Raw genomic sequence first — 14,305 nt, forward strand, 5'->3', positions numbered from 1 at the left:
CGCTGCACTTTATGTCTGTACTAATGTGGATCGTGCTTGCCTCGTTCGTGGGCGGCGTGATCAGTGTATGTGCCGCTGCCCTGGTCGGTTTTGCCGCGAAGCCGCACACTATCCCGCTGCTCATCAGCTATTCGGTCGGTGCGCTGCTCGGTGCATCGTTGCTGGGTGTGCTGCCGCAGGCGATCACCGAAATCGGCAGCGTCGAGTTGGCCACGAGCATTCTGCTGGCCGGCATCCTCGGTTTTTTCCTGCTGGAGAAGCTGGTGCTGTGGCGGCACTGCCATGAAGTCAGCTGCGAGGCGCATGATCCGGTCGAAGTGAAACGCGCCTCGACTGCGCATTCGTACCGGCCGGTCGCGCCGGCCACTGCACCCGTGGCGCTCCAGGCGCACAGCCTCGTCGCGGGCGGGGGGCATGCGCATGGTTACGGCAGCGAAGAATCGATGCGCAGCGCATCGTTGATCCTGATCGGCGACGCCTTTCACAATTTTGTCGATGGCGTGTTGATTGCCGCTGCCTTCACGCAGAGCATTCCGCTCGGCATCGTCACCGCGACCGCCATCGTGGCGCACGAAATTCCTCAGGAAGTGGGCGATTATCTGGTGCTGCTGCACTCGGGCATGAGCCGGTTGAAGGCGCTCGCCTTCAATCTGCTGTCGAGCATGGCCACGCTGGTGGGCGCCGTGGGCGCGTACTTCGCGCTGGCGTCGATATCAGGGGCGGTGCCCTATCTGCTCTGCATCGCGGCGGCCAGCATGATCTACGTCGCCGTCGCCGACCTGATCCCCGGTCTGCACCGCCGGGCCGAACTGTCCGCCACCATTCAGCAGGTGGTGCTCATTTCGGCCGGCATCGGCAGCATCGTGCTGATCCACCATCTGGTCGACGGATTCGCCCACTGAAGCTTCGGGTTGTGCGAGCAGCGCCTTGCGGTGGGCGGCACGCCGTCGCGCAGGCGTGCCGAAAATCCACAAGAAGAGGGCCAGCGGCGCCAGACCGTAGAAAACAAAGGTCATGATGCCGGCGATGACGGACTTTTCGGTGATCGACATCATCAGCACGACGTAGATCCAGGCGATGGCGACGATGTACATCCGGTGTGACTCCTTCCGCATTCCGGGATTGACACAGTTTTTGTGCAATGCAACAATTCTTGGCGATGCTGGATGGCGCAAGGTATAAATGTGCTCCATTCATGCAATGCCGGACCTGAAGACAGGTCCGTTGATGTTGCCGCTGCTATGCTCGGTAGCCGTATATCCGTACCCGATGACGCCGCAGCTTACCGTCGCTTGCCGTTCATCCGGGTACCTCAGGAATGACAGGATCGAAATAGATGAGCAGCGAATCGGCAAGCCCCGGGTCTTCTTCAATGCCTTCATCCGGCGAACAGACCCAGGACTGGATGGCCATCATGACTGCCATGAGCCGCAACTTCAGTGATTTCATGGCACGCCAGCAGCTTCCGGATGCTGCTCGCCCCGCTATCGCTCAGACACCGTTTCCGTCAAACGGTTTTCCGCCGCCCGAAACCGAGCGCTTCAACGCCCTGCATCAGCAGTGGCTGACAAACCAGCATCAGCTCTGGCAGGCCTTCACCCAGCGCAAATCCGATGAACCGGGTACCCCGGTGGTCAGGATGGATCCGTCGGATCGTCGCTTCCGGGCGCCGGAATGGTCGGAAAGCCCGTATTTCGATTACCTGCGCCAGGCTTATGCGCTTAACTCGGCTTTCATGCGCGAATGCATCGAGGCGACGCCGGTGGCCGACGGACGTGCCAAGGAGCGCATGCGCTACCTGTCGAAGCAGATGATCGAGGCGATGTCGCCGGCGAATTTCGCCGCGACCAACCCCGAATTCATCCAGACGGCGCTGCGCACGGAGGGCGAAAGCATCCGCAAGGGCATGGAAAACCTTTTGCGCGACCTGCAGCAGGGCTACATTTCGATGTCGGCACCGGGTGCCTTCGAGGTCGGCAGGAATCTGGCCGTGACGCCAGGCTCGGTGGTGTTCGAGAACACGCTGATACAGCTGATCCAGTACGCGCCGCTGACCGCCAAGGTGCATGCGAAGCCATTGCTGATCATTCCGCCCTGCATCAACAAGTACTACCTGATGGACCTGCAGCCGGAAAACTCGCTGGTGCGCTATCTGGTCGAACAGGGCTTTACCGTTTTCCTCGTGTCGTGGCGCAATCCGGACGACTCGATGGGCAAACTGACCTGGGAAGATTACCTCGGTCTCGGTCCGCTGACGGCGCTGGATGTCGTACGCGACATCACGGGTGACGCACAGCCGAACACGCTGGGTTTCTGCGTTGGCGGCACCATTCTCGCCTCGGCGCTCGCCGTGGCCTGCGGTCGCGGCGAAAAACCGGCCGCCAGCATGGCCTTGCTGACCACGCTGCTCGACTTTTCCGACGCTGGCGAACTCGCTTGCCTGATCGATGAAGGCATGGTGGCCGCGCGCGAGGCAACGATCGGTCGCGGCGGTGTGCTGCCCGGGCGCGAACTGGCGCAGACCTTCAGCAGCCTGCGGCCCAACGATCTGATCTGGAATTACGTGGTCGGCAACTACCTCAAGGGAGAAACACCGCCGCCGTTCGACATCCTGCACTGGAACTGCGACAGCACGAATCTGCCCGGGCCTTTCCTGGTCTGGTATCTGCGCAATCTGTATCTGGAAAACAGCTTGCGCGTGCCGGGCAAGCTCGAAGTACTCGGCGTACGGCTGGATCTGGGCAAGATCGACATGCCGGCCTACCTGCTTGCCACGTCGGAAGATCACATCGTGCCCTGGACCGGCGCCTACCTGGCGCGCGGCCTGCTCGGTGGCGACACCACCTTCGTGCTCGGCGCCAGCGGACACGTCGCAGGCACCATCAATCCGGTGTCGAAGGACAAGCGCTCGCACTGGACCGGCGGCGATGCATCGAATGCCCTTGAATGGCGCGCGGGTGCGACTGAGCATCCAGGCAGCTGGTGGAAGCACTACGCCGTATGGCTGGCAGGCAAGTCCGGCAAGAAGGTCACCGCGCCGAAAGCCCCCGGCAACGCTCGACACCCGGTGATTGAAGCAGCGCCCGGACGGTATGTGAAAGGGTTGGCAACGACTTGAGAAATGGCAGCCTTAAAGAGGGGGGCTGCGGCAGCGAAATACCCTCACAAAATCGGAGGAGACAAGCATGGCAAGAGTTGCACTGGTAACAGGCGGCATGGGCGGACTGGGCGAAGCGGTCTGCATCAAGCTCGCTGCACTGGGATTCCGCGTGGTCACCACGCACAGCCCGGGTAATACGAAGTCAGCCGAATGGCTGCAGGCGATGAACAACATGGGCTATGGATTCAAGGCCTACGCGTGCGATGTGTCTGATTTTGATTCGTGCAAGGCCTGCGTTGAAACCGTGACCGCGGAAGTGGGGCCGGTGGATGTGCTGGTGAATAACGCCGGCATCACGCGCGACATGACGTTCAAGAAGATGACGGCAGCGGACTGGAAAGTGGTGATTTCGACCAATCTCGATTCCTGCTTCAACATGACCAAGCAGGTCATCGACGGCATGACCGAGCGCAAGTGGGGCCGCGTCATCAACGTGTCGTCGGTCAATGGCTCGAAGGGCGCTTTCGGACAGACCAATTATTCGGCGGCGAAGGCCGGCATGCATGGCTTCACCAAGGCGCTGGCACTTGAAGTTGCGCGTAACGGCGTGACGGTAAACACGATTTCGCCGGGCTACATCGGCACCAAGATGGTGATGGCAATTCCGCAGGAGATTCTCGACAGCAAGATCCTGCCGCAAATTCCGGTGTCGCGTCTGGGAAAGCCGGAAGAAATCGCAGGCCTGGTGGCCTACCTGGCGTCGGACGAGGCGGCTTTCGTCACCGGCGCCAATATAGCAATCAACGGTGGTCAGCATATGGCCTGACCGCCAGCGCGGATGTCCGCGCAAAACTTCCACCCCGTCCGGCGGGGGTGGAAGCTCACTGACGCAGCTGGCTGGGAGATGAAAAATGACGAAAAGAGTGGCGCTGGTAACCGGCGGTATGGGCGGCCTGGGCACGGCAATCTGCAAGGCACTGGCAAAGGACGGCTATACCGTGGTAGCCAACTGTCTGCCAGGTTTCCCGCAGAAGGACGAGTGGCTGACGAAGATGCAGACGGAAGGTTTCGACCTGAAGGCTGCCGAAGGTGACGTGTCGGACTACGAGTCCTGCAAGGCCATGATCGAAAAGGTCGAACAGGATTTCGGACCGGTTGACGTCGTCGTCAACAACGCCGGCATCACCCGCGACAAGTTCTTTTCGAAGATGGACAAGGGTCAGTGGGATGCCGTGCTGACCACCAACCTCGACAGCCTGTTCAATGTGACCCATCAGGTTGCCGGCCGCATGGCCGAGCGTGGCTGGGGACGCATCATCAACATTTCGTCGGTCAATGGCGTCAAGGGTCAGGCGGGCCAGACGAACTACTCTGCCGCCAAGGCTGGCGTGATCGGCTTCACCAAGGCACTGGCCGCAGAAATGGCCACCAAGGGCGTCACCGTCAATGCCATTTCTCCGGGCTACGTCGGCACTGAAATGGTCATGTCGATCCGCGACGACATCCGTCAGAGCATCATCGACTCGGTACCGATGAAGCGTCTGGGCAAGCCGGAAGAAATCGGGGCGGCGGTGTCCTACCTCGCGTCGGAGCTGGCAGGTTATGTCACCGGCGCAACGCTGAACATCAACGGTGGGCTGTACTACCAGTAAGGCTCGGCGTCTGAACAATCCGTGCGCCAAGCATCAAAGCAAAGGCCTTATGCGGCACTGCCGCATAAGGCCTTTGCTTGCTGTATGATCAAAATTGTTGCGGACGGAACCCACCGTCCCGACGAAGAGCCATCGAGCGAGGACAGGACACAATGAGCGTTTCGCAAAGCCGCGAGGGGACCAGTTCCACCCACAGGCTGATCAAGAAGTACCCCAACCGCCGGCTTTACGATACCCGTACGAGTTCCTACATCACATTGTCCGACGTGAAGGAACTGGTCCTCGAAAACGCGGAATTCCAGGTGGTCGATGCCAAGACCGGCGACGACCTGACGCGCAGCATCCTGCTGCAGATCATCATCGAAGAAGAGAGTGAAGGCGTGCCGATGTTCACGTCCGACCTGCTGTCGCAGATGATCCGCTTCTACGGCAACGCGATGCAGGGCATGATGGGCAAGTACCTTGAGGGCAACATCAAGGCATTCACCGACGTACAGTCCAAGCTGCAGGACCAGGCGCGCGCGATCTACGGCGACAACAATGCCATGAGCAAGGATCTGTGGGCCCAGTTCCTGAACTTCCAGGGCCCTGCCATGCAGAGCATGATGGGTGCCTACATGGAACAGAGCAAGCGCATGTTCGTGCAGATGCAGGAACAGATCGAACAACAGACGCGCTCGATGATGTCCGGCTTCAAGTTCCCGGGCTTCACGCCGCCGCAAGGCGGCGACAAGGGTCCGCCGCCGACCAAGTAAGCGGCAGCATATGACGGTGCGAACCACGCAGAGCCGATCCGCAGGGTCGGCTCTTTTGTTTGCGGAGCCGCCGCGTTGATCAATGCCTGCCTGCTTGCCGATCGGCTGGTGCTGGTGCCGATGACGCATGACGACGTATCCGATCTTGCGCTGATCGCGGCCGACGCGTCGATTTTCCGTTACATCCCCGACATTGCGCTGCCTTTCGACGCCGGACGCTGGGTGCGCAGCGTGATTGCCAACGACGCGCACCGCATCAAGCACGTGATCCGTCTCAGGACAGGCGAGCCGGTCGGCTTCCTGCAACTCGGGCAACGGCGCAACGGCGACCTGCAGATCGGTTATTTCCTCGCCCGCGCGCACTGGGGGCACGGATTCGCTCGCGAAGCCTGTCTGTGCGTGCTCGGATTTCTCGCCGGTCTGGGCGAAGAACGGCCCGTGCATGCTGCAGTGCATCGCGACAATCTGGCTTCACTCCGCATGCTCGGATCGATGGGCTTTCGCCGCCTTGATTCGATGCCGCCCCAGGCCGATTTGCCGCCCGACATGATCGACCACGTCCGGCCGCCGTTCCGAGCGGTCCGGGACGAGCGGGGCGGTATACTTGCGCGTTGATTTCCTATCGAGTGCTTCATGAGCAAGAATCCGAGTGTGGGCTTCCTCAGCCTTGGGTGTCCCAAAGCCACGGTAGATTCCGAATCCATCCTGACCCGGCTGCGCTCCGAGGGCTACGACATCTCTCCGACCTACGACGGGGCTGACATCGTCGTGGTGAATACCTGCGGCTTCATTGATGCTGCGGTCGAAGAGTCGCTGGACGCGATCGGCGAAGCCCTGGCCGAGAACGGCAAGGTCATCGTGACCGGCTGCATGGGTGCCGAAGGGCCGAAGCGCCAGCAGGTGCTGGAGACGCATCCGCAGATACTGGCGGTGACCGGTCCGCATGCGACCGAGGAGGTCATGAATGCGGTGCATCGCCATCTGCCGAAGCCGCACGACCCGTTCACCGACCTGGTGCCGCCTCAGGGCATCCGGCTGACGCCTTCGCACTATGCCTACCTGAAGATTTCCGAAGGCTGCAACCACCGCTGCAGCTTCTGCATCATTCCGTCGATGCGCGGCGACCTGGTGAGCCGTCCGATCGGTGACGTGATGCGAGAGGCGGAAACGCTGCGCGACGCCGGCGTGCGCGAACTGCTGATCGTGTCGCAGGACACCAGCGCCTACGGTGTCGACGTGAAGTACCGAACCGGTTTCTGGGGCGGCAAGCCGCTGCGCACCAAACTGTACGATCTGGCCAGTGCACTGGGCGAACTGGGCATCTGGGTACGCATGCATTATGTATACCCGTATCCGCATGTCGACGACATCCTGCCGCTGATGGCCGAAGGCAAGATACTTCCCTATCTCGACGTACCGTTCCAGCACGCCAGCCCGCGCATCCTGAAGGCGATGAAGCGCCCGGCCAATGCCGAGAACAATCTGGAACGCATCCGCGCCTGGCGCGAAATCTGTCCGGACATCACGATACGCAGCACCTTCATCGCCGGCTTTCCGGGTGAAACAGACGCCGAATTCGAAGAGCTGCTCGAATTCCTCGGCGAGGCGCGCCTCGACCGGGTGGGCTGCTTTGCCTATTCGCCGGTCGAGGGCGCGACTGCCAACGATCTGCCGGGTGCAGTGCCGGAAGAGGTGCGCGAAGAGCGCAGGCAGCGTCTGATGGAGTTCCAGGAAGACATCAGCACGCAGCGTCTCGAAGAGAAGATCGATCGCGAAATGATCGTGCTGGTCGACGAGGTCGACGACGACGGCGCCGTTGCGCGCAGCGAGGGCGACGCGCCGGACATCGACGGGCTGGTGCATATCCTCGACGGACAGGACCTCGATGTCGGCGACTTCGTGCGCGTACGCATCACCGACTGCGACGTGCATGACCTGTACGCCGAACTGGTCATCGAGGACTGACGATGGAGCGCGAGCGCATCGCTGACGCGCTCGCCGGGCTGCGCGACATCGTCGGCGATGCCCATGTTCTGTGTGCGGCAGTCGATACCGCTCGGTACTTCACCGACTGGCGCGGCCGCTACATCGGCGATGCGCTATGCGTCGTGCGCCCGGCGACGACCGACGAGCTGTCACGCGTGGTGCGGCTGTGTGCCGACGCCGGGCTGCCCATGGTGCCGCAGGGCGGCAATACCGGCCTGTGCGGCGGCGCCACGCCGCGCGCAGGGCAGGGCGAGGTGCTGGTCAATCTGTCGCGCCTGAACCGCATCCGTGCGCTGGATCGCGACAACGCGTCGATCACTGTCGAAGCCGGCTGCAAGCTGGCTGCCGTCCAGACGGCCGCGCGCGACGCCGGCCTGCTGTTCCCGCTCAGCCTCGCGTCGGAAGGATCGTGCGAAATCGGCGGCAACCTGTCGACCAACGCGGGTGGCGTGCATGTGTTGCGTCATGGCAATGCGCGCGACCAGGTGCTCGGGCTGGAAGTCGTGCTGCCCGACGGTCGTGTATGGGACGGGCTGCGCGCCTTGCGCAAGGACAATACCGGCTATGACCTCAAGCACCTGTTCATCGGCGCCGAGGGCACGCTGGGCTTCATCAGTGCCGCCGTGCTGAAGCTGTCGCCGCTGCCGGCGCATTCGGCGCTTGCCTGGGTGGCGCTGGATGATGCGCAACGTGGCATCGATCTGCTGGCGCATCTGCGCGCGCAGGCAAGCGACGTGCTGAATGCCTTCGAACTGGTCGGACGCGAAGCGCTGACCCTTGTGCTCAAGCACATGCCCGCCACGCGCGACCCCTTGTCCGGCGTTGCGCCCTGGTACGCGCTGATCGAACTGTCAGGCAACCAGCCCGGGCTCGATGAGCGCCTGGGTGCGTTTCTGGGCGCACGGATGGAGCAGGGCGAGCTGCGTGACGCGGTGATCGCGCAGGATCTTGCGCAGGCGGCTGCACTGTGGGCCCTGCGCGAAAACATTTCCGAGGCGCAGCGCATCGAAGGTTTCAGCGTCAAGCACGACATCAGCGTGCCGGTCAGCGCGATTCCGTGTTTCATCAATCAGGCCGGCGAACGCATCGCGCAGGCTTTGCCCGGTGTCCGTATCGTGGTGTTCGGCCATGCCGGTGACGGCAACCTGCACTACAACCTGTCCTTCCCGCAGGCGGACGACAACGCGCGGCTGCTGGCCGACGCGGCAACCACCAACGCACTCGTCTACGAAACCGTGCGCGCGCTGGCGGGGTCGGTATCGGCCGAGCACGGCATCGGTCAGCTCAAGACACAGTTGCTGGCTGAGTGCAAAAGCCCGGTGGAACTCGACCTCATGCGCGCGGTGAAACAGGCGCTGGATCCGCAGGCGCTGATGAATCCAGGGAAGCTGCTGCCACCGCCTTCCATCTGAAGGCGCTCCTTTATATGCAAATACTCTACTGATATGGAATGAACGGGCGTGCCGGGCGAAAATAATCGACAGACTCACTTTACAAAGCGCCCGGACTGCTTATAATGCGCGTCTCTTTCGACGGGGGTATAGCTCAGCTGGGAGAGCGCTTGCATGGCATGCAAGAGGTCAGCGGTTCGATCCCGCTTACCTCCACCAGGCGAAAGAGAAGAAGCAGAAGAAGCAAAAACTAGGTCCCCATCGTCTAGAGGCCTAGGACACTACCCTTTCACGGTAGGTACCGGGGTTCGAATCCCCGTGGGGACGCCAGTGATTCCGCTGGTCAGTCAAGTGAGTCCGGAAATGCTAGTGCCGGCACCAACAAGGAGTGGTAGTTCAGTTGGTTAGAATACCGGCCTGTCACGCCGGGGGTCGCGGGTTCGAGTCCCGTCCACTCCGCCAGCAATAACCGGGGCACAGCATGTGCCCCGGTCAAAGGAAGGGCCGCTCATGCGGCCCTTTTCTTTTTTTGTTCCGTTGCGAACGATCGTACGCGGCGATTCAGAACAGTTCGATCTCGCCGCAGTTGTCCACCTCGAGCAGTTCTTCGCTGCGCAGCAGGGCCTCGTGCGAATGCACCTGGTTGCGCCCGTGATTCTTCGCGTAATACACGGCGCGGTCGCCACGGTCCACCGCGCTGCTCGCATTGTCCATCGCGCGCACGCGCGTGAATCCCACGCTCGCGGTGACTGTGCCGACCTGCGGGAATTTGAAGCCCGCAAGCTGTTCGCGGAAGAACTCGAAGGCGAGCATGGCCTCGCCTTCGTGCTCGGCGCGCAGCAGCACGATGAATTCCTCGCCGCCGAATCGATAGAGCTGTTCGCTCTGGCGAAAAGCGCTGCGCAGCAGGCGGGCAACGAGCAATAGCACTTCGTCACCGATCAGGTGACCGAAGTTGTCATTCACCCGTTTGAAGTGGTCGATATCGATGACGCCCAGCCACCAGGACAAGGGCCAGTCGTCCTTTGTCGGTTCAATGCATTTCAGGAATTGTTCATCGAAGGTCTTGCGGTTCAGCAGACCTGTCAGGCTGTCGCGTTCGCTGTAGTCGAGCAGCGTGATCTGGTTGCGATAGATTCTCAGCAAACCGGTCACCAGCCGGAGCTGCACCGGCAGCAGAGGCTGTTCGCTGACCAGTTCGATGATGCCGAAGCGTCGGGGCCCGGCCCACACTGCGAAAAGATTGAGCCACGGACCGTCATCGTCGCGCAGCGGCAGATCAAGCAGCGGTTCGTCCTGTGCGAAGGCCTGCTCGAACTGGGGGCGCGACGACAGCTGTGGCAGCGCTTCGAGTGGTGTCCAGGACGGGTCCGCCGCAACCATGCCTTGGCCTTTCGCCATACCCGCCTGCAACAGAAGACGCAGGTCTGAACCGTCTCCGACACAGCGGTACAGATTCAGCCGCATCGGGTCGAGCCAGTCCCCCAGAACCGAAACAAAAGTGCTGTCGATGAGATCGCGGTCACGGTATCCGGTGAGATTGGCGACTGATCCGATGAGATCTGACATAAACGGCGGCGTGTCCGGAAGTAGGAGATTCGTTCTGGTTATCGGCCCGGATCCGCCGGCACTTGAGTGCCGTCCGCGGCATCGGTCATCGCAGGTTCCCGGGGGCTTCGCCAGTGCCGGGCGGTGATACGCTCCGTTTTCCCCGTGCCCGATGGATGCAGCATGCCTGTCCACATTCTTGATTCCCGCCCACGCCTTCGCAAGACCTTGATCGGTTTGATCATGTTTCTGGTTTTGTTCGGCCTGTTCGGATTCTTTGCAGCGCCGCACATCGTGCGCTCACTGGCGGAAAAGCACGGCTCGGAATTTCTCGGCCGGCAGCTCACGCTGAAAGACGTTTCGATCAACCCGTATACGCTCGAAATGTCTCTGGTCGGCCTGCGCATCCTGGAGGCGAACGAAGAAACCGAGGCACTGAGCCTCGCCCGGCTGGCGGTGGATGTGGAGTGGTCTTCGGTATTCCGTGGAGCACCGATCGTGCGCTCGGTCGAGATCGACCAGCCGCGCATCCGTCTGGCACGCATCGATGCGTCGACCTACAACTTCAGCGACGTGCTGAACAAGATTCTCGACCAACCCCCGACCGATGACGAGCCAGCGCGCTTCTCGATCAACAACATCGTGCTGCGCGGGGGTCACATCGACATCGATGACCAGCCTCTGGGGCGTCAGCACACGATCAGCGACATCGAAATCGGTCTGCCCTTCGTGTCCAATCTGCCGTCCGACATAGAGCTTCATGTCGAGCCGTCGATCTCCGCGCGGGTCAACGACGCGGCATTTGCGCTGCAGGGCAAGGTACGACCCTTCACCGACGAGCGCGAAGCGACGCTCAAGCTGGAACTGAAGGCGCTTGATCTGGCGCGAAGCGACGAATACTCGCCGGTACCGCTGGACTTCCGCATCGCCGCCGGCACGCTCGATACCGACATCGAGATCGGTTTCCGGCAGCCATTGAAGGGCGAGCCGCGCATCACGCTGCGTGGAACGCTGGGCCTGCACGATCTGAAACTTGACGACAAATCCGGTGCCGCGCTGATCAAGCTGCCGGCGCTCGACGTCGTGCTGAACGAGATTGAACCGCTGATCGGCAAGGTCGACATCGCCAGCGTCCGCATCGACCAGCCGGACATTGATGTCGCGCGCGCAAAGGACGGCCGCCTCAACCTGATGTCGCTCGTGCCATCGGCCAGGCCGGAGCCAGCCGAAGTCGCCCCGGCTGATACTCCGGCCGTTGCGTCGCAGGACGCAGCGGCGACGAAGCCGGACATCAGGATAGCGCTGTTCGAAGTGGTGCAGGCACGCATCGGCATCATCGATGCGGTGCCGGTACGCCCGTTCGCCTTCGTCGTCGAACCGATCGACATCGTGCTGCGCGACTTTTCGCTGCAGGGCGACGCGCCCGCCGCGCTGGTGGTCGACGCCAGGGGCGAGGGCGGTCTGCAGGTCACGGTGGATGCCCGTGTGACAGCCTCGACGATGACTGTCGAAGGAGAGCTGACGGTCGCCAGCCTCGACATCCCCCGCTTTGCCGGCTATCTGCCGGCTTCGCTGGACTTCATGATCGAACAGGCGCAGGCGCGGCTGGATACGAAGCTGAAGGTCGCGCTGGTCGAGGACGTGGCCCTGGGTCAAGTAACAGTGACCGAAGCGGGCGTGGCCGGGCTCAAGCTGGTGCGCAAGGGCGCCAGGCAGCCGTTCGCGCAGGCGGACGACATCGTGCTGTCCGGCGCGACGGTAGATCTGGCGGCCCGCACGGTGAAGGTGGATGCGTTCGACATCGTGCAACCGAAACTGCGCGCCGCGCGCGAAGCCGATGGCAACATCGATCTCGCCGGTCTTGTCACGGCGTCCTCTCCGCCGATGGCAGCAGCTTCGACCGCAGCCGGTTCCCCGCCGCAAGGTGCGCCCTGGACCGCGTTGCTCGGTGCCTTCCGCCTGAAGGACGGTGCGGTCCGGTTCGAGGACCGCACGCTGACGAAGCCAGGCGTGGTCGAACTGGACAAGCTCGCGCTGACGGTGGACAACATCGGCACCGACAAGACCCTCAAGTCGCGTATCGATCTGGCATTTCGCGACGCGGCGGGCGGCCTGTTCGGTGCGCGCGGCGGCTTTTCGCTGCAGCCGGTGTCGGCCAGCCTGAAGCTGGATGCCCGACGTCTTGACCTGCTGGCCGGACAACCGTGGATGGCCGAGCAGCTCAATGCCGAATTGCTGCGCGGCAATGTCAGCCTGCGCGGCGACCTGGGCGTGCAGGTCGCACCGGCAGGCAGCTGGGCCCTGTCGTGGAACGGTGAAACCACGGTGGCCGACGTGCATCTGACCGACAAGATTCACGCCTCCGACCTGCTCAAGTGGCGCTCGCTTTTCATCGGTGCGGTGGCGTTGAAGCTCGACAGCAGCAAGCCCGACCTGCTGTCGTCGCTGTCGGTCGGCGAGGTTGCACTGTCCGATTACTTCGCCCGCATCATCCTGTCGAAAGAGGGCCGGCTCAATCTGCAGGACATCGTGAAGCAGCCGGCCAGCGCCCTCACGTCAGTTGCGCCGCCCACCGCGCCGATCGTTGCCGCGCCGCCGGCCCCGCCCAAGCCACCTGCCTCACAGAGCGCCGCACTGGCCAGGATGATCGATGCAGCGCGGCCGCCGGTCGACGTGAAGACGATTGTGCTGCAGGGCGGACAGGTCGATTTCAGTGACTTCTTCATCAAGCCGAACTACCGCGCGCAACTGTCGAATCTTGGCGGACGGGTGTCCGGCCTGAGTTCGAAGTCAGGTACCGCGGGCGAGGTCGAACTGCGCGGCGTGGTTGAAGGTTCGGCGCCGATCGACATCACCGGGCGCATCAATCCACTGGCCGGGCCGCTGTTTCTCGACCTCAAGGCCAATGCGCGCGGCATCGAGCTGGCACCGCTGTCGCCTTACTCGAGCAAGTACGTGGGCTATGGCATCGAGAAGGGCAAGCTGAGCGTCCGCATCGCCTACAAGATCGAGAATGACCAGCTCACGGCACAGAACAATGTGGTGCTCGACCAGCTCACCTTCGGCGCGCCGGTCGACAGCCCGGACGCGATCAAGGCGCCGATTCTTCTGGCGGTGTCGCTGCTCAAGGACCGCAACGGCGTCATCGACATCCATCTGCCGATCAGCGGGTCGCTGTCTGATCCGCAGTTCTCGATCGGTGGTCTGGTGGTGAAAGTGATCGTGAACCTGATCGTCAAGGCGGTCACATCGCCGTTTGCATTGCTCGGATCACTGTTCGGCTCCGACGCCGACCTCGACCACGTCGCGTTCGAACCGGGCCGGGCTTTGCTTGGCGACACCGCGCGCGGCAAGCTCGATACGCTTGGCAAGGCGCTGACCGATCGGCCGGCATTGAAAATCGAAGTGACTGGCCGTACCGACCGAGCGACCGACGCGGAAGGCTATCGCCGTGCGCTGCTCGACAACAAGGTGAAGGCCGTCAAGGCGGCGAAAAGCAAGCTGCCGGTAAATGAGGTGGTGGTTGATCCGGCCGAGTACCCGGATCTGCTGGAGACGGTGTACAAAGCGGCCTCGTTTCCGAAGCCGCGCAATATTGTCGGGCTGACGAAGAGCCTGCCGGTCGGCGAGATGGAAACGCTCATCCTGACCAATACCGAAGTGACCGACGAAGATCTTCGCCTGCTCGGCCTGGCGCGCGCGCAGGTGGTGAAGGACTATCTCGCGCAGCAGGCAAAGATCGATGACGCACGGCTGTTCGTCATCGCGCCGAATACGGTCGCGAAAAACGGCGAGAAGACAACTGATGACAAGGCATCACCTGCTCGCGCCGATTTTTCGATCAAGTAGGCTGCCTGGGCAGCCGGCGATCAC

Annotated in this window: 11 protein-coding genes and 3 tRNA genes; 12 read left to right on the top strand and 2 right to left on the bottom strand. The window is 62.3% G+C overall.

Annotation, left to right across the window (positions count from 1 at the left end):
* Positions 1-11 precede the first annotated feature (11 nt).
* The gene (locus tag Q8Q80_RS09915) at positions 12-902 is read left to right on the top strand and encodes a ZIP family metal transporter (RefSeq protein WP_305632764.1); all 891 of its coding nucleotides are present in this window, start codon (positions 12-14) and stop codon (positions 900-902) included.
* Positions 903-1,299: 397 nt separating this feature from the next.
* On the opposite strand, the gene Q8Q80_RS09920 is transcribed toward Q8Q80_RS09915, so the two are convergent.
* Complete coding sequence (locus Q8Q80_RS09920) at positions 1,300-1,425, bottom strand: hypothetical protein (protein WP_305632765.1); 126 nt, start codon at positions 1,423-1,425, stop codon at positions 1,300-1,302.
* Here Q8Q80_RS09920 and phaC point away from each other — a divergent pair.
* The 10 genes from phaC to Q8Q80_RS09970 all read left to right on the top strand — a co-directional run bounded on the left by phaC (position 1,415) and on the right by Q8Q80_RS09970 (position 9,346).
* Complete coding sequence (gene phaC / locus Q8Q80_RS09925; protein ID WP_305632766.1) at positions 1,415-3,118, top strand: class I poly(R)-hydroxyalkanoic acid synthase; 1,704 nt, start codon at positions 1,415-1,417, stop codon at positions 3,116-3,118. The two genes, Q8Q80_RS09920 and phaC, sit on opposite strands and share 11 nt — an antisense overlap.
* A gap of 67 nt (positions 3,119-3,185) precedes the next feature.
* Entirely contained in the window at positions 3,186-3,926 is a 741-nt protein-coding gene (phbB, locus tag Q8Q80_RS09930; protein ID WP_305632767.1) for an acetoacetyl-CoA reductase, read from the top strand.
* A gap of 85 nt (positions 3,927-4,011) precedes the next feature.
* The gene (locus Q8Q80_RS09935) at positions 4,012-4,752 is read left to right on the top strand and encodes a beta-ketoacyl-ACP reductase (protein WP_069037385.1); all 741 of its coding nucleotides are present in this window, start codon (positions 4,012-4,014) and stop codon (positions 4,750-4,752) included.
* 152 nt (positions 4,753-4,904) lie between these two features.
* Positions 4,905-5,507 (top strand): polyhydroxyalkanoate synthesis repressor PhaR, encoded by a 603-nt coding sequence (gene phaR, locus Q8Q80_RS09940; RefSeq protein WP_257078449.1) that lies wholly within the window; start codon positions 4,905-4,907, stop codon positions 5,505-5,507.
* A 75-nt stretch (positions 5,508-5,582) separates the two neighbouring features.
* A complete protein-coding gene (locus Q8Q80_RS09945; RefSeq protein WP_305632768.1) occupies positions 5,583-6,122 on the top strand; it encodes a GNAT family N-acetyltransferase in 540 nt (179 codons plus the stop codon).
* An 18-nt stretch (positions 6,123-6,140) separates the two neighbouring features.
* Positions 6,141-7,472: a 30S ribosomal protein S12 methylthiotransferase RimO gene (rimO, locus tag Q8Q80_RS09950; RefSeq protein WP_305632769.1), complete on the top strand. Its 1,332-nt coding sequence runs from the start codon at positions 6,141-6,143 to the stop codon at positions 7,470-7,472.
* A 2-nt stretch (positions 7,473-7,474) separates the two neighbouring features.
* Positions 7,475-8,905, top strand: a complete 1,431-nt coding sequence (locus Q8Q80_RS09955; protein WP_305632770.1) for an FAD-binding oxidoreductase — start codon at positions 7,475-7,477, stop codon at positions 8,903-8,905.
* A 122-nt stretch (positions 8,906-9,027) separates the two neighbouring features.
* Positions 9,028-9,103, top strand: a tRNA-Ala gene (locus Q8Q80_RS09960).
* 35 nt (positions 9,104-9,138) lie between these two features.
* Positions 9,139-9,214, top strand: a tRNA-Glu gene (locus Q8Q80_RS09965).
* A 55-nt stretch (positions 9,215-9,269) separates the two neighbouring features.
* Positions 9,270-9,346: transfer RNA gene (locus Q8Q80_RS09970), tRNA-Asp, on the top strand.
* Positions 9,347-9,445: 99 nt separating this feature from the next.
* Here Q8Q80_RS09970 and Q8Q80_RS09975 read toward each other — a convergent pair.
* Complete coding sequence (locus tag Q8Q80_RS09975) at positions 9,446-10,723, bottom strand: GGDEF domain-containing protein (RefSeq protein ID WP_305632771.1); 1,278 nt, start codon at positions 10,721-10,723, stop codon at positions 9,446-9,448.
* Between Q8Q80_RS09975 and Q8Q80_RS09980 the strand changes: the two genes are divergently transcribed.
* Complete coding sequence (locus Q8Q80_RS09980) at positions 10,676-14,281, top strand: DUF748 domain-containing protein (protein WP_305632772.1); 3,606 nt, start codon at positions 10,676-10,678, stop codon at positions 14,279-14,281. The genes Q8Q80_RS09975 and Q8Q80_RS09980 overlap by 48 nt on opposite strands.
* Positions 14,282-14,305 lie beyond the last annotated feature (24 nt).

Origin of the sequence: Methyloversatilis sp. (assembly GCF_030698125.1) — a bacterium.
Taxonomy (GTDB): Bacteria; Pseudomonadota; Gammaproteobacteria; order Burkholderiales; family Rhodocyclaceae; genus Methyloversatilis.